The organism is Solibacillus sp. FSL R7-0668 (assembly GCF_038006205.1).
Taxonomy (GTDB): domain Bacteria; phylum Bacillota; class Bacilli; order Bacillales_A; family Planococcaceae; genus Solibacillus.
Genome location: NZ_JBBOUU010000001.1, coordinates 570,217 through 592,396 on the forward strand (window position 1 = coordinate 570,217; position 22,180 = coordinate 592,396).

Sequence of the window (22,180 nt, forward strand, 5' to 3'; positions counted from 1 at the left end):
TTAAGAAATGTGAGAGGTGAACATACATGGGCATCAAAGCTGAAGAAATCAGCAGTCTGATTAAACAGCAGATTGAAGGTTATCAATCGGAATTAAAAGTAAGCGAAGTAGGTACAGTTATCACTGTTGGTGACGGTATCGCTCGTGCTCATGGCCTCGACAACGCCATGGCTGGAGAGCTTTTAGAGTTCTCAAACGGTGTTATGGGTATGGCACAAAACCTAGAAGAAGGTAACGTTGGTATCGTAATTTTAGGGGACTACCTAGGCATCAAAGAAGGCGATGAAGTTCGTCGTACAGGTCGTATTATGCAAGTTCCAACTGGGGAAGCGTTAATTGGACGTGTTGTAAACCCACTTGGTATGCCAGTGGATGGATTAGGTCCAATCAACACAACTACTAGCCGTCCAATCGAAAGTCCAGCTTTCGGTGTAATGGCTCGTAAATCAGTACATGAACCATTACAAACAGGGATCAAAGCGATTGATGCTTTAGTTCCAATCGGTCGTGGTCAACGTGAGTTAATCATCGGTGACCGTCAAGTTGGTAAAACATCTGTAGCAATCGATACAATCTTAAACCAACAAGGCGAAGATATGATTTGTATCTACGTTGCAATTGGTCAAAAAGAATCAACTGTACGTGGTACGGTTGAAACATTACGTAAGCACGGTGCTTTAGATTACACAATCGTTGTAACTGCATCTGCTTCACAACCAGCGCCATTACTATACTTAGCACCATTTGCTGGTGTATCTATGGCCGAAGAGTTCATGTTAGATGGTAAACACGTATTAATCGTGTATGATGACTTATCTAAACAAGCATCAGCTTACCGTGAACTTTCATTATTATTACGTCGTCCTCCAGGTCGTGAAGCTTACCCTGGTGACGTATTCTACTTACACTCACGTTTATTAGAGCGTGCAGCGAAGTTAAACGAAACTTACAAAAACGGTTCAATTACGGCGCTTCCATTCGTTGAAACGCAAGCGGGCGATATCTCTGCATATATCCCAACAAACGTAATTTCAATTACAGATGGTCAGATCTTCTTACAATCTGACTTATTCAACTCTGGTGTACGTCCAGCAATCAACGCCGGTTTATCAGTATCACGTGTAGGTGGTTCTGCTCAAATCAAAGCGATGAAAAAAGTAGCTGGTACATTACGTCTTGACTTAGCAGCATTCCGTGAATTAGAGTCATTCGCTCAATTCGGTTCTGACTTAGACGCAATCACACTTAAAAAATTAGAGCGTGGTAAACGTACAGTTGAAGTTTTAAAACAAGACTTAAACAAACCACTTAAAGTTGAAAAGCAAGTAGCGATCCTTTATGCATTAACTAAAGGTCACTTAGATGATATTCCGGTACAAGATATCGTTCGTTTCGAAAACGAATTCTTAAGCTGGTTAGATTCAAACCACACAAACGTTTTAGATCACGTTCGTACTACTAAAGAACTTGCTCCAGATGCTGAGTATATCGAAGCAATCAACGCATTCAAAAAAACTTTCGCTAAATCTGAGTAAGAATTGGACAGTTTTTCACGCGTGTCATGATGATGCACGTGAAAGGCTGAACCTCTTTTAAGAACTTGATAAAAATCAAAAGGTGGTGAAATACCAGTGGTAAACTTACGCGAAATTAAAGGTCGTATTAACTCTACAAAGTCTACGAAGCAAATTACGAAAGCGATGCAGATGGTTTCTTCTTCAAAGTTACGTCGTGCAGAGATGAATGCTAAAGCTTACGTACCATACATGGAAAAAATCCAAGACGTAGTAGGCGCAATCGCAGCAGGTACAAAAGACAGTGGGCATCCAATGTTAACTGTTCGTCCTGTTAAGAAAACAGCTTACTTAGTAATTGGTTCCGACCGTGGTTTAGCAGGTGCTTACAACTCAAGCATTTTACGTGAAGTTCAAAATACAATTAACTCACGTCATAAGTCTAAAGATGAGTATGTAGTATTAGCAGTAGGTCGTGTTGTTCGTGATTACTTTGTAAAGCGTGGACACAATGTTATCGCAGATGTAGTTGCTCTACCAGACCAACCGACATTTGCGGATATTAAAGAAATCGCACGTAATGCTGTTGGTATGTTCACTGAAGGTACGTATGATGAACTTTATATGTACTACAATCACTTCGTATCAGCAATCGCTAACGAAGTGACTGTGAAAAAAGTTCTTCCTTTAACTGATATTGCACCGTCAACAAGCAATGCTGCATATGAATTCGAGCCATCAGGCGAAGCAATTCTTGAAGTATTATTACCTCAATATGCGGAAAGCTTAATTTACGGCGCGATTTTAGACGGAAAAGCGAGTGAACATTCAGCGCGTATGACAGCAATGAAAAACGCTACAGACAATGCAAACGATCTTATTGCAGACCTTTCTCTACAATACAACCGTGCACGTCAAGCGGCGATTACACAAGAAATTACAGAAATCGTTGGTGGAGCTGCTGCCTTAGAATAGGCGCACACACCAACGTCGTATAAGAATACGATAGGAGGGTACACAGTAATGAACAAAGGACACGTTCTTCAGGTAATGGGTCCAGTAGTAGACGTAAAGTTTGCTAATGGTGAATTACCAGCAATTTATAACGCATTAACAGTTACAATCGAACGTCCTAACGAAGAGCCAACTACTCTTGCATTAGAAGTAGCGCTTCACTTAGGTGACGATTCTGTTCGTACGATTGCCATGTCATCTACTGACGGTTTACAACGTGGAGCAGAAGTAACAAACTCAGGAGCACCAATCTCAGTACCAGTTGGTGAAGCTACATTAGGTCGTGTATTCAACGTACTTGGTGAAGTTATCGACTTAGGCGAAGAGATTCCTGCTGAAGTTCGTCGTGATTCAATTCACCGCGAAGCTCCAAAATTTGATGAATTATCAACTACTGTAGAAATCCTTGAAACAGGTATCAAAGTAGTAGACTTATTAGCACCTTACATCAAAGGTGGTAAAATCGGTCTATTCGGTGGTGCCGGTGTAGGTAAAACAGTATTAATCCAAGAATTAATCAACAATATCGCACAAGAGCACGCTGGTATCTCTGTATTCGCAGGTGTAGGTGAGCGTACTCGTGAGGGTAACGACTTATTCTTCGAGATGACAGATTCAGGCGTAATCAAACAAACAGCGATGGTATTCGGACAAATGAATGAGCCACCTGGAGCACGTATGCGCGTAGCTTTAACTGGTTTAACAATGGCTGAATTCTTCCGTGATGAGCAAGGTGCAGACGTACTTTTATTCATCGACAACATCTTCCGTTTCACACAAGCAGGTTCTGAGGTTTCTGCCCTATTAGGTCGTATGCCTTCTGCGGTAGGTTACCAACCAACACTTGCTACTGAAATGGGTAAATTACAAGAGCGTATCACATCTACGACTAAAGGTTCTGTAACTTCTATCCAAGCGATTTACGTACCAGCCGATGACTATACTGACCCGGCTCCAGCTACAACATTCGCTCACTTAGATGCTACAACAAACCTTGAGCGTAAATTATCTGAAATGGGTATCTACCCTGCGGTTGACCCATTAGCTTCGACTTCTCGTGCATTATCACCAGAAATCGTAGGTCCAGAGCACTACGCAATTGCAACTAACGTTCAACGTACAATCCAACGTTACCGTGAGTTACAAGATATCATCGCCATCTTAGGTATGGATGAGTTATCTGATGAAGATAAACAAACTGTAGAACGCGCTCGTCGTATTCAGTTCTTCTTATCTCAAAACTTCCACGTAGCGGAGCAATTCACTGGTCAAAAAGGTTCTTATGTACCTGTTAAAGAAACTGTTCGTTCATTCAAGGAAATCCTTGATGGCAAATGGGATCACTTACCAGAAGATGCTTTCCGTCTAGTTGGTTCTATTGATGACGTAGTAGCAAAAGCGAAAGAAATGGGCGTACAAGTTTAATTAGCTGACGAGGAGGAAAAAATATGAAGACAGTTACAGTCAATATTGTCACTCCCGACGGCCCAGTATACGATTCTGAAGTATCGATGGTAATCGCTAAAACAACTTCAGGTGAAATTGGTGTATTAGCAGGTCATATTCCTATGGTAGCGCCACTTACAATCGGTGCAGTGAAGCTTAAAAAAGCAGATGGCACTACTGAGGTTGCAGCAATTAGCGGCGGTTTCATTGAAGTTCGTCCTGATAAAATTTCGATTTTAGCTCCTTCTGCAGAAGTGGCTTCTTCAATCGATTTAGCTCGTGCTAAAGAAGCTTTAGCTCGTGCTGAAGGTCGCCTTCAAAAGAAACAAGATGACATCGATTTCCAACGTGCTGATTTAGCATTAAAACGTGCGTTGAATCGTATCAACGTTCATGAGGGTAATATCTAATTTGATATCAAAGTGGGCAGAGCAATCTGTCCGCTTTTTTTAAATGCTGTTTTAAAAGGAGGAGAAAGGGATTGGATATACTCGCACAAACAGGGCAACAAGCACTAATGAATATTCTTGCCTATATCATTTTTATTGGTATGGCTTTGTATGCCATACAAGGACTCCGTATTGAACAGCTGTTTAAAAAGGGGAAAACCTTTCAAATTCAGCTATTTTACGTCTTTTTGAGTATCGTCATCGGATCAACGGTAGCAGATTTCTTTTTGAATTTCTTGAATTGGTCTCAATTAATCGTGTATATTTTCCAGTAATGAAGGGAGTTTAGTAGGATATTTTATTTCTTGTAGGGGGCAATAATATCTTGTTTTTCCCTACAAGAAATAAAGATTCTCTAGGAAAAAGGATACGTTTGTAAATTTATCGATTTTGGGTAATTATTTTTAGTGTTGGAAGGGAGCACTTCATTTTTATAAAAATCGTCGTCGGAAAAGGACATTGCTTTGCGCTATTTTCACGTGTAATTTGGATTTCTCATGATTCACAATAAATACTTGTACTGCGTATTATATATTTATAGCTATTTTAACGAAAGTAGCTTAAAATAGTGATTTGGGTGCTTGATTAGGTACCATAATTTTTGTAGTATGTCTTAGTGTGTAAATAACAGTCAAATGAAGAAAATTAATTGAACTTATTCATTTATTAATTATATGAGAATCGAATTCGGAGGGACGAATTGTGGAAAGAATTATTGTTACTGGGGGTCAAATGCTAAAAGGCAATGTTCGTGTTGAAGGTGCGAAAAATGCCGTTTTACCAATTTTAGCTGCGTCTCTATTAGCTTCTAAAGATAAAAATATTATAAAAGATGTACCAAACTTAGCAGATGTCAGTACAATTAGCGAAGTTTTGAAAAGCCTAAACGCAAAAGTAGCATATAATGTCGAAGCAAATGAAATGATTATCGATACGTCAATGAAGCTTTCTAGTGAAGCACAATTCGAGTTTGTGAGCAAAATGCGTGCCTCAATTTTAGTAATGGGTTCTTTATTAGCGCGTAATGGATATGCACGCGTAGCATTACCAGGTGGATGTGCTATCGGTTCACGTCCAATTGAACTTCACTTAAAGGGCTTCGAAGCGATGGGTGCTAAAATTTCATTTGGTCATGGCTATGTTGAAGCGAAGGTAATGGACGAATTAAAGGGCGCAGAAATTTATTTAGATTTCCCGAGCGTTGGGGCGACTGAAAATATTATGACTGCAGCCGCTTTAGCAAAAGGTACAACAGTGATTGAAAATGCAGCAAAAGAGCCTGAAATTGTGGATTTAGCAAACTTTATCAATGCGATGGGTGGTCGCGTGGTCGGTGCGGGTACAGACACGATTCGAATTGAAGGTGTAAGAGAATTAAAAGGTTGCGAGCATTATATAATTCCAGACCGTATTGAGGCGGGGACATTTATGGTGGCCGCGGCAATTACACGCGGAGATGTTTTCATCGAGAATGCTGTACCAGAACATTTGACCGCACTCATTGCGAAAATGCGCGAAATGGGTGTTGAAATCATCGAAGAAGGTGAAGGGCTGCGTGTTCGTGCCAATGATCCATTAAAGGCTGTGGATATTAAGACAATGCCACACCCAGGCTTCCCGACAGATATGCAATCACAGATGATGGCATTAATGTTAACGGCTAAGGGCACAAGTATCATTACTGAAACAGTATTTGAAAATCGCTTCATGCATGTCGAGGAATTCCGTCGTATGAACGCAGACGCTAAAATTGAAGGGCGTTCGGTCTTTATTGAAGGCGAAAAGAATTTACAAGGTGCAGAAGTTGCAGCGACGGATTTACGTGCAGCGGCAGCGCTTATTTTAACAGGCTTAGTTTCTGAAGGTGTGACACGTGTGACTAAATTACATCACTTAGACCGTGGCTACGTAGATTTCCATAAGAAATTAGCCGCTTTAGGTGCAACGATTGAGCGTGTCGATACAGAAGAAGTAGCAGAAGAACAAGTCATCACTGTCTAACGATTAACGAACATAATTAGCAGCTAGTTGCTCGTGTAAAATGCCGAGTAATTAGTTGCTTTTTTATTAATGTCAAAGGTTAGGAGAGAATATTTTTCTATAGAATCTTTTAGGTTGTGATGCATATCTTTGGGCAAAAATCATACATTGTCACATGAAAAAAATCATTCTCCTGTTGATAGTAATTAGCTTATTCCTGACGCCCGTTTTTATGAAAAAAAATGAGACAAAGCAATCCATTTCCACAGTAGAAAAAGAGAAAGATGAATGTCAAATACTCATCAAAATCAATGATACTACGATTCCGTTAGAAGAATATTTAGTAGGGGTGCTAGCCGGAGAAATGCCAGCGAGTTTTCATGAAGAGGCATTAAAAGCACAGGCAATTGCTTCTAGGACGTATGTATTGAAGCAAACGAATAATGGACAAACCCCCATCTCCGCAACTACTGCCCATCAAGTTTTTCATGATAAGGATTTACGCGAAGAAAGATGGAAGGCGGCCTTTGCTCAAAATGAACAAAAGGTGCAACAAGCGGTCGAGCAAACAAAGCATCAGGTGCTGACTTATGAGGGGCAACTAATTACAGCGATGTTCCATGCATCTTCTTTCCAAAAAACCGAATCCGCCGAAAACTATAGCAATAGCGTCATTCCTTATTTACAGTCAGTTACATCGCCAGAAGCACTTGAAGCAACAGTCACGACGTATACGTACAAGGAATTAAACAAGCTGCTCCATCAAAATTTCACAGTGGCACAATACAAAAATGCCAAGGTTCGTGCTAATAGCTCTGGCCGTGTGCAATCTCTTACAATTGCAAATAAAACGTGGACAGGGCGTGAAATGCGAGAATTATTACAATTACGCGCAACCTACTTTACATGGAAGTCCACGCCAAAGGGAGTTACGCTGACAACTCTTGGCTATGGGCATGGTGTCGGTATGAGTCAGGAGGGGGCAAATACGCTGGCACAAGGTGGAACAAAGGCACAGGAAATTTTGGCGCATTATTATCCGAATACAGCCGTACAAACTTTTGATTATTGTCAAAAATAATGTTTAACTTCTGAACTTCCTGTCTACACTCTTACTTGAGGTGATGATTATGGGAGAAGTTAAACGAAAGCCTTCTCGAAAACCAGTTATGGAGAGACCGTGGTTTTGGCCGGTCGTTTATAGCAGTATTGCATTAATGATTGTTGGTGTTATCTTGAGTTACAATGCCCTGTACAACAGTAAGCAAGATCAGGTTGCACTTGAAGGTCAGCCGAAAACAAATGAGCAAACGATTTTGCCAACTGCAACGAAGCTAGAAACATTAAAATATCCATTTAAAGAAGAATTGTTCAATGAAGCAAGCATTGTACAGGAATTTTATGATGTCACTGCAGACGAAGCAACACGAGAAAAAGGACTCTTAGTATTTAATCAAGTGTTTACGACATCTACAGGCGTCTCTATCGCCATTAATAGCGAACCGTTTGAAGTACTAGCGGCAATGAGCGGAGAGGTCACAAAAGTCAAAATGGACGTTTTTAAAGGGAATCAAATTACGATTAAACATCCAAATGGCATGGAAACACAATATAGCTCAGTTGCGGATATTTCAGTAAAAGAAGGCGATAAAGTAGCACAAGGGGAAGTCATTGCGAAATCGCAAGAAAATGAATGGAACCCACAAGCCGGCGTTCATTTACATTTTGAAGTGCTAGAAGAAGGCGTGTTAATTAACCCACGCAAATATTTATCCTTCTAAATGTAAAAACAAATCCGAATAAACCGAAACGTTGACACATAAGGTGAACCAATAAGAACTAAACACTCTTCATACATTTTATAGAGAGGAAGAGAACGTGCACGAGCATATTCGGCAGCGTTGCGTTCGATTAGGTGAGCTGTTTGTGGAGACAGGTGGAACGGTGCGTGCTCTTGCCAGTAAAACAGGATTTTCGAAAAGTACGGTGCATAAGGATTTAACAGAAAGACTTGTACAGGTGAATGAACCGCTTGCTAAACAAGTCCAAGACATGCTAGCGTACAATAAATCGATTCGACATTTACGAGGCGGAGAAGCAACACGCAAAAAATGGTTAACGAAGCCAATACAAACCCAAGCAATGTCTAGCGAGTAATCATCTCACTAGACATTTTTGTTTTCAGTCCAAAATCCCTTGAAATCCCAAAATAAAGGAAATTCTCTGCCATAAATTTAGATGTAAATTACGTATTGTATATGATAAAATAAGCTAGATAAAGAGAATTATGAAACGTACAAATGTTGAAATCGGTGGAAGGAGCTTAAAATAAACATGTTTTCTAAAGATATTGGGATAGATTTAGGTACTGCAAATGTGTTAATTCACTTGAAGGGGAAGGGGATTGTTTTAAATGAACCTTCAGTCGTGGCGATTGATAAAAAGAGCGGTAAAGTGCTTGCTGTAGGTGAAGAGGCACGTCAAATGGTAGGGCGTACACCAGGCAATATCGTAGCCATTCGTCCGTTAAAGGATGGCGTCATTGCAGATTTTGATGTAACCGAAGCCATGCTAAGACATTTTATCAATAAGCTAGAATTAAAAGGATTTATGTCAAAACCGCGCATTTTAATTTGCTGTCCGACAAATATTACATCGGTTGAGCAAAAAGCGATTCGTGAAGCAGCTGAAAAATCAGGCGGCAAAAAGGTTTATTTAGAAGAAGAGCCAAAAGTTGCAGCAATTGGGGCAGGTATGGATATTTTCCAACCAAGCGGTAATATGGTCGTGGATATCGGTGGCGGTACAACAGATGTAGCTGTATTATCAATGGGCGATATCGTGACGAGCGAATCCATTAAAATCGCGGGCGACGTATTCGACAATGACATTCTGCAATACATAAAGAAAGAATACAAGCTATTAATCGGAGAACGTACAGCAGAAGATATTAAAACAACGATTGGTACGGTATTCCCTACGAGCCGTAAAGAAGCGATGGAAATCCGTGGACGTGATATGGTAACCGGCTTACCACGTACAATCGAGATTCACTCCCAAGAAATTGAACATGCATTGCGCGAATCGGTAAGCATGATCGTACAGGCAGCGAAAAATGTACTTGAAAAAACACCGCCAGAATTATCAGCAGACATTATCGACCGCGGTGTTATTTTAACAGGTGGAGGTGCGTTATTACATGGCATCGACCAATTACTAATTGAAGAATTAAAAGTACCCGTATTCATCGCAGAAAATCCGATGAACTGTGTAGCTGTTGGAACAGGCATTATGTTAGACAATATTGACCGAGCAGTAAGTAATAAATAACGGACTTCGACTCGATACCTAACAATCCAGGGACTTTTATCGATATATATTCAATATGACGGAAATTTGAGGTGAAGCGAATGTTTAAAGGGTTTTATACAGTAGCGACAGGAATGGTTGCACAACAACGTAAAACAGAAATTCTAACAAATAATATGGCGAATGCGAATACACCAGGTTTCAAATCAGACCAAACAACGATTCGTTCATTTCCAGACATGCTGATGTCAGCTGTAGGCTCCACAAATATCCCAACAGAAAAGGGTTTTGCATTAAAAAAACTCGATACAATTGGCGCGCTCAATGCAGGGGTATATTTACAAGAAACAATGCCAGATCAAGCACAGGGACAAATCTATTCTACAGGGCTCACGACGGACGTAGCACTAATTAATAGTCAAATCCCAACAGATGCCGCTTCAGGAAATGCCGGCCAAATTTTCTTCCGTTTAGAAAACGAAAACGGTACAGAAAGCTATACGCGTAACGGGAATTTCACATTAGATGGCGCAGGGAATCTAGTGAATCCAATGGGACTATTCGTACTTGATGCAAATGGCAACCGCATGCAGTTTGCAAATGATAATATTCGCATTGACTCCACAGGGGCAATTTTCGATGAAAACAATGCACAGGTGGGTACTTTAGGGGTAGCATTTTCAGCAAATCCAGACGTTTTAGTAAAGCGCGGTAACGGTCTTTACGATACGTTAGAGGGTGAGGCCCTACCTTCAGCTTACGGACAAGCGGGCGTACAATTTTCGATGCAGCAGCAATACTTAGAAGGCTCTAACGTGGATGCAGCAAAAGCGATGACGGATTTACTAACAAGCTATCGTGCTTTTGAAGCCAATCAAAAAGTATTGCAAGCATACGATAAAAGTATGGATAAAGCCGTAAACGAAATCGGACGTGTGTAAATTCGTTTCGCACAGTGAAATATTTTCATTCATAGGCGAATTTACGTATAATAAGGAGGTAGTCATCAAATGCTACGTACAATGATTACAGCAACAAATACGCTGTCACAAATCCAAAATCAATTAGATACGATTAGTTCAAATATTGCCAATAGTAATACCCATGGTTATAAGGCACAACAAGCTAACTTTACTGAAATGCTGTATCAACAGTTTAATAACGATGAATACGACAAAACAGTGCGACAAACACCAGTCGGCATTCGCTATGGTGTAGGCGCGCAAATCGGTCAAATTCAATCCAATCAGACACAGGGCTCCATTCAAGTAACAGACCGCGACTTAGACTTTGCATTAACGACTAAAAATCAATACTTTAATGTTCTAATGACAAATGATGCAGGCGAAACACGTACAGCCTATACACGTAACGGGAGCTTTTATGTATCGCCAACAGAGCCTGGTATTGTAACGCTTGTCAATAGTGATGGCTATCAAGTTTCAGACGTTAATGGTCAAGCCATTACGTTCCCAGACAACGCGACACAGTTTACGATGGATTCGGATGGTACATTAGTCGTAAATTATGCAAACGGCCAGCCACAGCGCTTTCAATTAGCCGTGACATCGTTGCAAAAGCCGCAAGTAATGGAAAACCTACAAGGTGGTACATACATTGGATTACCAGAAAATCTGGACGAGCTTGGTTATACAGAGGCTGAGATTTTAACCGATTTACAAGGCGCAAATCGTCAAGTAGGCATCCAAAAAGGTGCGCTTGAAATGTCCAATGTGGATTTATCAAAGGAAATGACCAATTTAATTCAGGCACAGCGCTCTTATCAATTCAATACGCGTGCAGTAACAATTGCAGATCAGATGCTTGGCTTAATTAACGGAATTCGTTAAGGGGCATTGTAAGGGAGAAATAATTATGACAAATGAGTTTGAACAAAAAGCAGAGCAGCCGACGATAAAAAAGACGAGACGTAGCTTCAGAAAACAACAAGAGACACAACAGCCGCATCCGGAGCCAACGAACGATCAGCCAGTCCGCTGGGTTCAGCTTCGTCTCATCCCCATTTGGCTACGCATTATTTTAATAGCGGTGCTTTTTGTTGCCACTGCTGCAATCGGCCTAATCATTGGCTACAGTGTGATTGGCGATGGTGATGCTGCGGACACATTAAAATGGAGCACGTGGCAACATTTACTTGATATTATGAGTGGAAAACAGTAAAGGGATTGTCACGAAGGTTATTTTGTGCAATCCTTTTGCGCCTGTTAAAAGGGACATAAATGGTTCATCAGCATGGCTGTAGGAAAGGGCAATTTTCTACAGCCTGTTACACATTGTTTATCCGAATTTTTTACATAAGGATTATGTATGAAACAAACACAAAGGGGGAAATTTTATGTTAAATGCAGAGCAAATTCAAGCGATTTTACCGCATCGTTATCCATTTCTATTAGTCGATCGAATTTTAGAGATTGAAGAAGGGAAGAGAGCGATCGGTTTAAAAAATGTGTCAATTAACGAGCAATTTTTCAATGGGCATTTTCCGGGATACCCTGTTATGCCAGGCGTGCTAATTGTCGAGGCATTAGCGCAGGTAGGTGGCGTAGCATTACTAAACACGCCTGCTTATAAAGGACGTCTTGTATTTTTAACGGGCATCGATAATTGCCGCTTTAAACGTCAAGTCGTGCCGGGCGATCAGCTAAAGCTAGAAGTAGAATTTTTAAAATTACGCGGTCAAATGGGCAAAGGAAAGGCCATTGCTACTGTAGATGGTGAGCTCGCTTGTGAATGTGAAATTTTATTTGCCATTGGACCCGAACAGCCGTAATGTAGCGATTTGCAATTATAGCGCAAAAATTATAGAATATATAGGTTGAAGTGAATATTTCCCCTTTTGGCAGTCGATTAATCATAACCGTATATAATTGTCAAAATATAAATAGAATGAATGAAAACAAGCAAAGTTCGGCTTTAAACGTAGGAGGTTTTAAAAGAGATGTATAAACAATTGTCTTCAGGCGTAAAAATTAGTATTACACGATCAATCTCGACGTCGTTTGAAGCGTATTTAGCAAGTATTAGTTGGGATGAAGATAAGTTTTCGATGGAAGACTATATGGTAAGCTGGCAAAAATACTTCAAGGAAAATGCAGCTTGGATCGATAAAATACCTACAGAGGTATTATTAAGCGCAGAATTCCATGAAGAAATTGCCAAAAAAATGGACGAGGTTATTAACAAAATTTTAACTGAAGCGCCAACTGAAAAGCAAAAGAAAGAAATTGATAAGCTACAAAAGCAGCTAGGCACGGACTATCAATTTGATTGCAAGGCTGAGGCAGCTTATGTGGAGCAGCTGTTAAAAGATAAATTAAAATAAACCCAATTATAGGTTGGATAGATCCTTCTTTTCCCGGGCACTCTATTGATGATCACTTATGGTGATTGTTAATCGAGCTTCTAAGCGAAAGGAGGGATTTTTTTATGCGTACAATAGCAGTGATGGTCAGTGCATTATCGCTTTTTCTTTTAGCAGGCTGTAACTGGAACACAGCCGAGCGTGATGCCACAACGCCGGTAGAGGATGTGGAGCGTGGTGTTAACGATGTGATGGACGATACACGAGATGCCATTGATGATACGATCGATACCGTGGATCCAAATCACCCAAATAACGGGAACGTCAACGAAAGTACGATTGATAATGGAACGCTTCCAAACGGTTCAAGTAATCCGAATGGTGAAAATGGGGTAACCGCACCAGGCGCGCCATCTGTCAATCAGGAAGACATCATCGAGGACAATAAAGACCGCAAAGATCAAGACAAAGTGGACAATCATTAATGAAAAAAAGGAAATCCGTATGCGTTACGGTGCTGCACCCCAAAAGTTAGAGTTAAAAAACTAACTTTTGGGGTGTTTTTCTATGTCAAAATATAGCGATGAATTCAAGTTACAGATTGTGAAGGAGTATTTAAAAGGACCATTGGGGTTTCAGTTGTTAGCGAAAAAATATTCAATTCCATCTAAGTCTGTGATTGAACGATGGGTAACTGCCTATAAAGCTTATGGAAAAGAGGGTTTACAACGAAAAAGCAAAAATGAAGTCTATTCTGTTCATTTCAAAGTAGATGTATTACACTTTATGAAACAAACAGGTGCTTCTTATCAAGATACGGCGATTCAATTTAAGATGAACAACCCGAGTTTAATCGCTAATTGGAACAGTATATTCCAAAAACAAGGAATAGAGGGCCTGCTAGAAAAAGTGAAGGGGCGCCCGTCTATGTCTAAAAAACCAAAATCAATTTCAACTAAGCAGGAAAAAGAAATGTCACGTGAGGAGCAGTTAGAACGCGAAAATGAACTGCTTCGTCTAGAGGTTGCGTACTTAAAAAAGTTGAAGGCTTTTCGAGAGAATCCGAATGCCTTCCTCGAAAAGCACAAGCAGCGATTGCCTTTGAACTTAAAACAGAAGGATTCCGATTAAAAGATGTCCTTGTACGCGTGGATATTCCAGCAGCGACGTATCATTATCACATCAAGCAAATGCATCAGGCCGATTCAGATAAAGACTGGAAAAGGTTAATCTTAGAGGCGTTTAAGAAACATGAAGGTCGATATGGCTATCGTCGTATTCATGCGGAATTGAAAGGGAAAGGGTACACAATTAATCATAAAAAAGTTCAGCGTCTCATGCAGGAAATGAATTTGAAGTGTGAGAAGTTCGTCCGCAAATCACGCTATAAATCGTATAAAGGCACGGTTGGAAAAGTGGCGAAAAATCGTTTGAATCGCCGTTTCAATACCCCTTATGCCCTTCAAAAAGTGGTAACCGACGTAACAGAATTCAAATGTACAAATGATGAAAAATTGTATTTGAGCCCAATTATGGATTTATATAACGGCGAGATTATTGGATTTAGTATGTCTAAACGACCGACACTCGATTTTGTGCTAGATTCTTTGAAACAAGCTCTTCCAATCATTCAAGAACGTGCAGAATATCGAACAACCATCCATTCCGATCAAGGTTGGCACTATCAACACAAAAAATGGGTCAAAGCATTAAAGCAGAACAAGATTTTCCAAAGCATGTCTCGTAAAGCAACATGTGCAGATAATGCGGCAATGGAGAACTTCTTTGGCTTACTCAAACAAGAAATGTATTACGGAGAAGAATTAGTTTCATATGACGTGTTAAAAAAGAAAATTGAAAAATATATTCACTACTATAACAACGAGCGTATTAAACAAAAACTGGCCGGCATGAGTCCGATACAATATCGAACGCATGCCAGCCAATTAGCTGCATAATAAAAACTCTAACTTTAAGGGGTCACTACCTACGGGTTTCCTTTTTTTATTTGTTTTAATGTAGTGCTCCAGAGCTGGGAAGGCTGAGATAGCTGTGGATATGTGCGATTTTTCCGTGTTACTGTGCGAATTTATGTAAAATGCGTGCGATATTTTCAATTTTCGTGCGATTTTTTTAAAATACGTGCGAATTGCCATAAATTAGGGTATTTAGTGATGTTCCATTAAACTTAATTAGGAAGAGTGCTTCGGCGTGGACAATTTTAGATGGAGAATAAAGGGAAAATGTGGTTAATCGAGCATGAAAGTGTTGAAACCGAGCATAAAAACTAAAATTCGAGCATAAAGTTCCCGAAAACGAGCATAAAACTAAAAATCCGATCACAAATCACGTGAAACCGAGCATAAAACCAAAAACTCGATCATAGACCAATCCGGTCATATTTCACGCGGAATTCCAGTTAACACCAACTCATTCTGATTATAGTCACACACGCCAATCATAACTTAATTAGGTCAACCCCAATCTATCGTTTTAGCCCTATTTTCACGCTATTTATTAATCTGTGTATTTTCTAAACGTTCATTGCGTTCCTTGAGTGAGGGGCGGTCGCGCATGCCTTGCTCAAAAGCGACAAGTAGCTCTTCGTTTCGTAAGCCCTGCTCCAATAATTGAGATAAGAGTTGTTCGGCATATTTTTTGCGCTGTGCCTTCAAGCGCCCTTTAAACAGTACCGAAATATGGTCGGCAATAGGAGTTAAGGAATGTGTAATAATGGAAAATGGCGCGGGTTCATTGTCGGGTAATGAAATAATGACGCGTGCATCCAGCATAGTACCTGATGAAATGAGCGCATCAAATTGTTCCTTGTAGTCAGAAGTTATAAAGGCTTCAATGACCCAAAGCTGGTGGCTATTTTCTTGGTTGATAATGATGCCGTCTGTTAGCGGTATTTTTTGGAATACGCCGTCTAACTGTAATTCTAGCGATAGCATTTTAAACGTTTTCAAACAATCAGCCCCTTTCCGAATGTATCTGTACATAAAGTATAACATATTCGATCTGCGAAACTGTCAAAATTCGCTACACTAATAAAGCTTTCGAATCGTTAAGCCTACTTAATTTGTTCAAATAGTATAAAAATCCAATAATCTCAAAAAGACAATTTGACTTAGCAAATGAGACGAAAATGTCATTTTGGTACTTTGTGAAAATTCAAATAATTGATTATGATGTAGTTACTTTATTAGGGAAGGAGGGAAGTCGATGAATCATGTTGGAATTGTCGGACGCACGACAAAGGATTTGAGCCTCCGTCAATTATCAGAAGGGCATGTCCAAACAACATTCACCGTAGCAATCAATCGTCAGTATAAAAATAGCGAAGGGGTCAATGAAGCAGACTTTGTGCGATGTATTGCATGGGGAAGGTTGGCGGAACAGCTGATTAAATATTGCGGGAAAGGCTCATTGATTGGCGTGAAGGGTCGCTTACAAACAGGCTCTTATACCAATCGCGAAAATCAAAAGGTGTATACAACCGATGTTGTGGCTGAGGAAATTCGCTTTTATGCATTGAAGCCTGTTACAAACGCGACAGAGACACCAGCAATTCCAGAAAACTTTGTATTACCAGAGCAAGAAAGTGAGCTCGTCAAAACATTATAGCTTGTTCTCGAAAGCTTGTTGCTACAGTGGACAAGCCTACTGTAAGACCGCACAGTAGCATTCATTCTATTCCAATTCAGTTGTTAAAGTAAGCAAAAAACAGAGTCTACTTCAAGGCGTAAAGTAGACTCCATCTATTATTTGATCGTTGCTGTATCGAGGACAAGTAAATCCATGAGTTCGTGATCATCAAGCTCAGTCAGCCATTTACTTGATTGAATTAAATCCTCGGACAGCGCAGACTTCATCGTGATCATTTTATCTATTTTTTCCTCAATAGTTCCAATTGTTACGAATTTATGCACCTGTACAAATTGAGTTTGTCCGATACGATACGCGCGGTCTGTTGCTTGGTTTTCAACAGCCGGGTTCCACCAACGATCGGCATGCAGTACATGTGTAGCCGCAGTTAAGTTAAGCCCCGTACCACCAGCCTTAAGTGATAAAAGAAATACTGGAAATTCCCCCGCTTGAAAAGCCTCTACTAAATGGTCACGCTGATCTTTTGAGGTACTTCCTGTTAAAAATGGTGCATCGGTATCGTATAGCTCCTGCAGGCAATGCTGGATTAAATTGCCCATGCCAATATATTGGGTAAAAATTAAGCATTGGTCGCCATTATCAATTATTTCCTTTGTCATCTCAAGTAGGCGTTTGAGCTTCACCGAACGATTCATCATCGTCTGCGCGTCATCAAATGGCTCCTTTAAATAAAGAGCAGGGTGATTACATAATTGCTTGAGCTTTCCAAGCATTTTTAAGATGCGCCCCTTTTTTTCAAAGCCAGATAATTGCTCTAGGCTGGCAAGGGTATCTTGAATATAGCCTTCATAGAGCGCGGCCTGCTCGGTTGTTAAGGCACAGAACTCATGAGATTCCTGCTTTTCAGGTAAATTTAATTGAAGCTCTGGATCACGTTTAGAACGGCGCAGTAAAAACGGGCTGATTTTTGTACGTAATACGCGTTTATGTGCTTCGGATTCATCGCGTTCAATCGGGATAATATATTGCTCAGAAAACTTCCCGAAGCTCCCTAAATAGCCCTTATGAATAAAATCAAAAATAGCCCATAATTCAGAAAGGCGGTTTTCAACAGGTGTGCCGGTTAAGGCGATATGGTGCGTTCCATTCAGCTTTCGAATCGCGCGGGACTGCATCGTCTGCATATTTTTGATATTTTGTGCTTCATCAAGTGCAATTGTTGACCATTGCAGGAGCTTTAAATCCTCTGCATCCTGGGTAACGGTACCATAAGTCGATAAAATCACATGTGGGCGCTGCGTTTGTACATAGCTTGTTAAGTCATCCCCCTTTAAGCGGCGGGGGCCATAATGCGTATATACCTCTAAATCTGGTGCAAAGCGCGTCATCTCCTTTTGCCAGTTCCCCACAACAGAGGTTGGACAGACAATTAAGGTAGGCTCTTGTACTTGCAAGTTTTGAACTGTGTGTAAAATATACGTAATGAGCTGAATCGTTTTCCCTAAGCCCATATCGTCCGCAAGACAAGCGCCAAATTGTTGTTCGCGCATAAATGTCAGCCATTCAAAGCCCTCATGCTGATAGGGACGAAGCTCAGCATGTAGCTTAGATGGCACAGTAATTGGGGGTAAGCCTTTTTTATGCTGAAGCTGCTCGATATAGGCGGCCAGTGATTGCTGCATTTCAAAGGCAAAGAGCGGATCATCGCGCTCGGCATCTTCCGCGTCCTCATCAATTGGCGCGGTCAATGTTTCTGGAAGCTCGCGGAATAATAAATCCTTTACCGTCCAGTTTTCTTCATCCGCCTGCTCCATTAATTCTTTCATTTCTGTCAGCCATTGTTCATCGATTCGGAACCATTGATTGCCGATTCGGACAAATTCTCGTTTTTCCTCAACTAACCGTTTGAATTGCTCAGCAGAAACCTCTTCACCATTCATCGAGAATTGCCATTTAAACGTTAATATATCATCCAACCCTGCAACACTACGCGTAGATTGATTCCCTGCACTAACGCGAACACGCAGCTTAGATTGCTTTAGATCCTTCAACCATGCAGGCAAAATAACTTCAAAGCCAATTGCCTGAAGTTTCGCTAAATCATGGCGCAAAAATTCACGTACAGCAGCATCCGTCAATGGGAAGCGAATGAATTGATTCACCTCTCCATTGATTAGCAATAGCTCCAATATTTGCTGCTGCGTTTTTTCAATTTGGGGTGCAATAGACTCCCATTTTTTCGGTAAGGCCGCATGAATCGGGAGTTTTCGTTTGGTCGTAGCGGGTGTCCAGTGCTTGGCAGAGGAAGGGCTGATTAAAACCGTTTCTAATAGCCAGTTTTCTTCATTTTCCTCGGGTTCACTTAGACGTAGCGCGATTTTCACACCATCAAAGGTGTGCGTTGCTTGTAGAGGCCAGCCGCCGTTTAAAAAGTACGGAATGAGCGCAAGGGAGTCTTCCTTTGATAGTCCGGCATTCGCAAGCTTTTGTTGCATAGCGTGCTGCAATAATTCCTGCTCAAAGTGAAAGCCCTCCTCTGAAATAGTTGCCTGCTGCCATACCGTTGGATTAGACCATAAAGGCAGGATCGTTTGGAGCTCATGAAATAGCTGCGTCGTTTCGCTATTGAGCGCCGCAAAATCTAAAAAAGGATGGCGATAGCGCGGAGATAGGACATCTAATAAATCCGCCGCATCAATCAGTAAGTCTCGCTCCTCGGAAGGCATATTTAATCCATATAAAGTATGCTCAACATTAAAAAATAAGGTTGGTACCCAGCTTGAGGTCGGCAAAATTAAATCGTCCTTATTGTAGGCGGTCATGCGAAAAAGCCCCGGACGTACTGTGGCTAGCTTGATGCGCATCATTTTAATAAACGGTAATTTTGTATTGAGTAAAGTTTGCATAGCTAGCTTGCTTTACGCAAGTTCACCTCCAAGTAATAGCATTCATATTATGAAACAATTAAATTGCTTTTTGTAATTTCTTCTTGTAGTGCACGCAATCGCTTGAATTGCTGCTGGATAGCGTTGATATAGCTTTCGAAGTAATCGAGCTTGCCTGCTTTTTTAGCCGCAGATTTCATAGCACGCCAAATACGAACCGCCTGCTTGTAATTATAACGCGATTTCTGATTAATCTCCTCCATCGCATAATAATGATAAAGTGGCAATGCGACTTCTGGAGCATGCGCCACAACAATCTTTAAGCCACTTTGCTCTAAGTAAGCAATAGAGGTAGGGTAGAGCTGATGCAATGCCACCCATTCACGATAGCGGCCCAGACGTAGTAAGTAATCGGCAAATGCTTCAATTCCATATTTCCCAAAGGCCGTATACAGCGAAAGCTCTTCGGCTTCCGTTAACTCAATTTGCTCGTACAGGACAACGAGCTTCCGCGTGTATTGTTGGCGACGAACTGGGGATAGTTGCTCTTGAATAAAGGACTGTAAAAATGGAATCGCCTGCTTCAAAATCATGGACGCCTCAGCTAAATAGCCCTTTTCGAGACTTTGCTGGGCAACATCAATAAAGCTTTCTACATTTTCTAACGACATCTCTTGTAATATTCGTTCTAGCGGTGTGCTGGCGCGTAATATGATATAAAACAGCGCTTTTACAACAGATAAATCAATGTCCACTGGCGCATTTGTTTTTTCTAAAATAGCCAGCTCTGCGGTTAAACGCTTTTGCTCGGTGAATAGCTTCGTCCAAAATTGTAAGTAAAGCGCAAGTCGGAAATGAGCGGCTTCTTTTTCCAGCAGTAAAATATCGCGTACCATAAGCTGGAGTGCATCAAAAAAGGGTTCAGCAGCAAAAAGACGCGTCGTTTTGCTAATATGTTCAATCGCAACACCCATACGATTAAGCGCATTTTCTAAATAATAATTGATATAATTCGTGTTCATGGCCATTCCGGTTTTCATGGCATGCTGCAAGAGCCGCTTCATCAACGCGACTTCCATATACAAATCAAATAACTGCTGCCACTCTTGTTCAAATGGGCGCTGCCGCTGTAATTTTGAGCGGGCATTTTCAAGCAACGATGAAATAAAGAAGCAATCAATGGGGCGCTGCTCTTTGAAGGTATAGTTGAGCACCTCATCCGCCATACGCTGCCAGCTTTCCGGACTCCGTTCAGAGGCAAGGGTATGCAGCTGCACCGTTTTTTTCGCGCGCCATTTTGCAAGCCAATCCTGTAGTGAAATGAAATATTGCGATAGCTTAAAAATCACGGCCAGCTGATGGCGACATAGCTTTCTTTGCGGGCATGTACAGCTAATTTGCTGCTGGGTAAAAGAAACCGTTACCTCTGTCGTGCGAACATCTTGAATTTGGCATACTAACAGTTGGGTAAACGCTGAGTAGCTACGCAGCTTGATGGCTTGATTACGCACGGAAAACATCGCGCGCGTCACAAGCTCGGCATCCTCATTCGCTGAAGGGTGGAGCTGTTCTTCAAAGCGCTGTAACGTTTTTTCAATAAATTCTTTATGTGAATGAGCAACATCAGAAAAGCTTGAACTCATAATAGATGTCCTCCTATCTAAAAAAGTCGTTCCCTTCATTATAATATGAATTGCCATAAAGTGAAACTTGCTCGATTCGGATGGGGCGAGGGGATTTTTGAATGTGTTATGTGTGGGTTATGCTGGGTTTTTGAGGTATGTGTTCGAAATTTTTATTTTATGCTCGAATTACGAAATATATGTTCGGTTTCCCATATATCCCCTATTTAACTCGCGCTTCAATTCTTAAATAGTTACATGAATTGGAAGTTTGAAATGTTAAAAGTATGGGGAAACTAATTGTAAATAGAAAAATCATGAATCGAGTATGAATAGTACGCTCGGTTCGGGTAAATATAATAAACGAGAGCTTCAAGTTAGGTCTTTTGACTAAAGTGAAGCAAGTGAAATAAAAGAACACCTAAGGAGGAATTTATATGATCCAAGTGCAATTTATGAAGCCATTTTATACGAAATTATCTGATTCAAAATTACGCTTAGTATTTGCTTATCAATATTTTTCAATTACAAAGGATGAGGAAATTTTTCATTTCATCCCGATTGAAGGCAAGGAAATGATTGTGGACTTAAATACGATGCAGGTCGAGAATTTATCGGAAGTATTTGTCTTCCAGCGTGGAAACCGATTTGTGCGACTGCCACTTTATCAGTTATTATTAGTATCCAACGTGCATGAGTATTTAACGCCGATTATTGAAAATGTATCCACACAAATCAAGCCATCCCAAGTCGAACCGCTTTATCAATTTGACGAGGAAGTGGAGGGCATTGTGCGCGGATTAGTAGAGGAAAATTTATCACGCCTAATCGATAACGCCCTAGAATCTCGAAATGAAGCATTATTTCATGATTTGATGGTAGAAAAGGCAAAATTCACAGGGGGCTATGCAGCATCATGACTGACCACGCCCCTAATTAACACCCACTGACGTATCGAAATAACGCCAGTGGTTTTTTTACGTTCAGTTGCATTAGAGGATATGCGAATTGAATGTACTGACGGTGCTGT

22 protein-coding genes and 1 pseudogene are annotated in these 22,180 nt (G+C 40.7%); 20 read left to right on the forward strand and 3 right to left on the reverse strand.

From position 1 onward, the window contains the following. Nucleotides 1-26: 26 nt before the first annotated feature. The 18 genes and pseudogenes from atpA to MKX47_RS02810 form a co-directional block, all read left to right on the forward strand. Nucleotides 27-1,535 carry a F0F1 ATP synthase subunit alpha gene (gene atpA, locus MKX47_RS02725; protein ID WP_340770844.1) on the forward strand — a complete coding sequence of 503 codons (1,509 nt, stop codon included), beginning with the start codon at nt 27-29 and terminating at the stop codon, nt 1,533-1,535. 96 nt (nt 1,536-1,631) lie between these two features. Then, the gene (gene atpG, locus MKX47_RS02730; protein ID WP_340770846.1) at nt 1,632-2,489 is read left to right on the forward strand and encodes an ATP synthase F1 subunit gamma; all 858 of its coding nucleotides are present in this window, start codon (nt 1,632-1,634) and stop codon (nt 2,487-2,489) included. A gap of 48 nt (nt 2,490-2,537) precedes the next feature. Continuing rightward, a complete protein-coding gene (atpD, locus tag MKX47_RS02735) occupies nt 2,538-3,953 on the forward strand; it encodes a F0F1 ATP synthase subunit beta (protein WP_340770848.1) in 1,416 nt (471 codons plus the stop codon). Nucleotides 3,954-3,976: 23 nt separating this feature from the next. After that, nucleotides 3,977-4,384, forward strand: a complete 408-nt coding sequence (locus MKX47_RS02740; RefSeq protein WP_340770849.1) for a F0F1 ATP synthase subunit epsilon — start codon at nt 3,977-3,979, stop codon at nt 4,382-4,384. 71 nt (nt 4,385-4,455) lie between these two features. Beyond that, entirely contained in the window at nt 4,456-4,698 is a 243-nt protein-coding gene (locus MKX47_RS02745) for a DUF1146 family protein (RefSeq protein ID WP_340770851.1), read from the forward strand. Between the two features lie 427 nt (nt 4,699-5,125). After that, complete coding sequence (gene murA / locus MKX47_RS02750; RefSeq protein WP_340770853.1) at nt 5,126-6,424, forward strand: UDP-N-acetylglucosamine 1-carboxyvinyltransferase; 1,299 nt, start codon at nt 5,126-5,128, stop codon at nt 6,422-6,424. A 154-nt stretch (nt 6,425-6,578) separates the two neighbouring features. Continuing rightward, nucleotides 6,579-7,484, forward strand: a complete 906-nt coding sequence (gene spoIID, locus MKX47_RS02755; protein ID WP_340770856.1) for a stage II sporulation protein D — start codon at nt 6,579-6,581, stop codon at nt 7,482-7,484. 49 nt (nt 7,485-7,533) lie between these two features. Next, nucleotides 7,534-8,184, forward strand: a complete 651-nt coding sequence (locus MKX47_RS02760) for a M23 family metallopeptidase (RefSeq protein WP_340770858.1) — start codon at nt 7,534-7,536, stop codon at nt 8,182-8,184. A gap of 97 nt (nt 8,185-8,281) precedes the next feature. Then, nucleotides 8,282-8,560, forward strand: a complete 279-nt coding sequence (locus MKX47_RS02765; protein WP_340770860.1) for a sporulation transcriptional regulator SpoIIID — start codon at nt 8,282-8,284, stop codon at nt 8,558-8,560. Between the two features lie 177 nt (nt 8,561-8,737). After that, nucleotides 8,738-9,733, forward strand: coding sequence for a rod shape-determining protein (locus tag MKX47_RS02770; protein WP_340770862.1), 996 nt, complete (start codon nt 8,738-8,740; stop codon nt 9,731-9,733). A gap of 80 nt (nt 9,734-9,813) precedes the next feature. Further along, nucleotides 9,814-10,653 (forward strand): flagellar hook-basal body protein, encoded by an 840-nt coding sequence (locus tag MKX47_RS02775; protein WP_340770865.1) that lies wholly within the window; start codon nt 9,814-9,816, stop codon nt 10,651-10,653. Nucleotides 10,654-10,722: 69 nt separating this feature from the next. Beyond that, the gene (locus MKX47_RS02780; protein ID WP_340770867.1) at nt 10,723-11,562 is read left to right on the forward strand and encodes a flagellar hook-basal body protein; all 840 of its coding nucleotides are present in this window, start codon (nt 10,723-10,725) and stop codon (nt 11,560-11,562) included. A 25-nt stretch (nt 11,563-11,587) separates the two neighbouring features. Beyond that, entirely contained in the window at nt 11,588-11,893 is a 306-nt protein-coding gene (locus MKX47_RS02785; protein WP_340770870.1) for a DNA-directed RNA polymerase subunit beta, read from the forward strand. Between the two features lie 175 nt (nt 11,894-12,068). Continuing rightward, a complete protein-coding gene (gene fabZ / locus MKX47_RS02790) occupies nt 12,069-12,503 on the forward strand; it encodes a 3-hydroxyacyl-ACP dehydratase FabZ (RefSeq protein WP_340770872.1) in 435 nt (144 codons plus the stop codon). A gap of 168 nt (nt 12,504-12,671) precedes the next feature. Next, nucleotides 12,672-13,055 carry a hypothetical protein gene (locus MKX47_RS02795; protein WP_340770874.1) on the forward strand — a complete coding sequence of 128 codons (384 nt, stop codon included), beginning with the start codon at nt 12,672-12,674 and terminating at the stop codon, nt 13,053-13,055. Between the two features lie 104 nt (nt 13,056-13,159). Then, nucleotides 13,160-13,519, forward strand: a complete 360-nt coding sequence (locus MKX47_RS02800) for a hypothetical protein (RefSeq protein ID WP_340770876.1) — start codon at nt 13,160-13,162, stop codon at nt 13,517-13,519. 82 nt (nt 13,520-13,601) lie between these two features. Next, on the forward strand, nt 13,602-14,165 hold the full coding sequence (locus MKX47_RS02805) for a transposase (RefSeq protein ID WP_340770878.1): 564 nt from the start codon (nt 13,602-13,604) through the stop codon (nt 14,163-14,165). After that, nucleotides 14,123-14,992: pseudogene (locus MKX47_RS02810) on the forward strand (IS3 family transposase); the annotation flags it as partial. The gene MKX47_RS02805 and the pseudogene MKX47_RS02810, both read left to right, overlap by 43 nt. Nucleotides 14,993-15,544: 552 nt before the next feature. On the opposite strand, the gene MKX47_RS02815 reads toward MKX47_RS02810, so the two are convergent. Next, nucleotides 15,545-16,003, reverse strand: a complete 459-nt coding sequence (locus tag MKX47_RS02815) for a YwpF family protein (protein ID WP_340770880.1) — start codon at nt 16,001-16,003, stop codon at nt 15,545-15,547. Between the two features lie 256 nt (nt 16,004-16,259). Between MKX47_RS02815 and MKX47_RS02820 the strand changes: the two genes are divergently transcribed. Further along, the gene (locus tag MKX47_RS02820) at nt 16,260-16,661 is read left to right on the forward strand and encodes a single-stranded DNA-binding protein (RefSeq protein WP_340770882.1); all 402 of its coding nucleotides are present in this window, start codon (nt 16,260-16,262) and stop codon (nt 16,659-16,661) included. Between the two features lie 137 nt (nt 16,662-16,798). Here MKX47_RS02820 and MKX47_RS02825 read toward each other — a convergent pair whose 3' ends face one another. Both MKX47_RS02825 and MKX47_RS02830 read right to left on the reverse strand, forming a co-directional pair. Continuing rightward, complete coding sequence (locus MKX47_RS02825) at nt 16,799-19,549, reverse strand: DEAD/DEAH box helicase (RefSeq protein WP_340770884.1); 2,751 nt, start codon at nt 19,547-19,549, stop codon at nt 16,799-16,801. A gap of 47 nt (nt 19,550-19,596) precedes the next feature. Further along, nucleotides 19,597-21,171 carry an SWIM zinc finger family protein gene (locus MKX47_RS02830; RefSeq protein WP_340770886.1) on the reverse strand — a complete coding sequence of 525 codons (1,575 nt, stop codon included), beginning with the start codon at nt 21,169-21,171 and terminating at the stop codon, nt 19,597-19,599. 416 nt (nt 21,172-21,587) lie between these two features. Here MKX47_RS02830 and MKX47_RS02835 point away from each other — a divergent pair, with 416 nt between their 5' ends. Further along, complete coding sequence (locus MKX47_RS02835; RefSeq protein WP_340770888.1) at nt 21,588-22,070, forward strand: transcriptional regulator; 483 nt, start codon at nt 21,588-21,590, stop codon at nt 22,068-22,070. Nucleotides 22,071-22,180 lie beyond the last annotated feature (110 nt).

What these genes read in the sequence shown, in the direction of transcription:
- MKX47_RS02805 (WP_340770878.1), top strand. Translation starts at nt 13,602, where the DNA reads ATGTCAAAATATAGCGATGAATTCAAGTTACAGATTGTGAAGGAGTAT.
- MKX47_RS02780 (WP_340770867.1), top strand. Translation starts at nt 10,723, where the DNA reads ATGCTACGTACAATGATTACAGCAACAAATACGCTGTCACAAATCCAA.
- MKX47_RS02800 (WP_340770876.1), top strand. Translation starts at nt 13,160, where the DNA reads ATGCGTACAATAGCAGTGATGGTCAGTGCATTATCGCTTTTTCTTTTA.
- fabZ (WP_340770872.1), top strand. Translation starts at nt 12,069, where the DNA reads ATGTTAAATGCAGAGCAAATTCAAGCGATTTTACCGCATCGTTATCCA.
- spoIID (WP_340770856.1), top strand. Translation starts at nt 6,579, where the DNA reads ATGAAAAAAATCATTCTCCTGTTGATAGTAATTAGCTTATTCCTGACG.
- MKX47_RS02830 (WP_340770886.1), bottom strand. Translation starts at nt 21,171, where the DNA reads ATGAGTTCAAGCTTTTCTGATGTTGCTCATTCACATAAAGAATTTATT.
- MKX47_RS02760 (WP_340770858.1), top strand. Translation starts at nt 7,534, where the DNA reads ATGGGAGAAGTTAAACGAAAGCCTTCTCGAAAACCAGTTATGGAGAGA.
- MKX47_RS02825 (WP_340770884.1), bottom strand. Translation starts at nt 19,549, where the DNA reads ATGCAAACTTTACTCAATACAAAATTACCGTTTATTAAAATGATGCGC.
- MKX47_RS02740 (WP_340770849.1), top strand. Translation starts at nt 3,977, where the DNA reads ATGAAGACAGTTACAGTCAATATTGTCACTCCCGACGGCCCAGTATAC.
- MKX47_RS02785 (WP_340770870.1), top strand. Translation starts at nt 11,588, where the DNA reads ATGACAAATGAGTTTGAACAAAAAGCAGAGCAGCCGACGATAAAAAAG.
- MKX47_RS02775 (WP_340770865.1), top strand. Translation starts at nt 9,814, where the DNA reads ATGTTTAAAGGGTTTTATACAGTAGCGACAGGAATGGTTGCACAACAA.
- atpA (WP_340770844.1), top strand. Translation starts at nt 27, where the DNA reads ATGGGCATCAAAGCTGAAGAAATCAGCAGTCTGATTAAACAGCAGATT.
- atpD (WP_340770848.1), top strand. Translation starts at nt 2,538, where the DNA reads ATGAACAAAGGACACGTTCTTCAGGTAATGGGTCCAGTAGTAGACGTA.
- MKX47_RS02770 (WP_340770862.1), top strand. Translation starts at nt 8,738, where the DNA reads ATGTTTTCTAAAGATATTGGGATAGATTTAGGTACTGCAAATGTGTTA.
- MKX47_RS02795 (WP_340770874.1), top strand. Translation starts at nt 12,672, where the DNA reads ATGTATAAACAATTGTCTTCAGGCGTAAAAATTAGTATTACACGATCA.
- MKX47_RS02835 (WP_340770888.1), top strand. Translation starts at nt 21,588, where the DNA reads ATGATCCAAGTGCAATTTATGAAGCCATTTTATACGAAATTATCTGAT.
- MKX47_RS02820 (WP_340770882.1), top strand. Translation starts at nt 16,260, where the DNA reads ATGAATCATGTTGGAATTGTCGGACGCACGACAAAGGATTTGAGCCTC.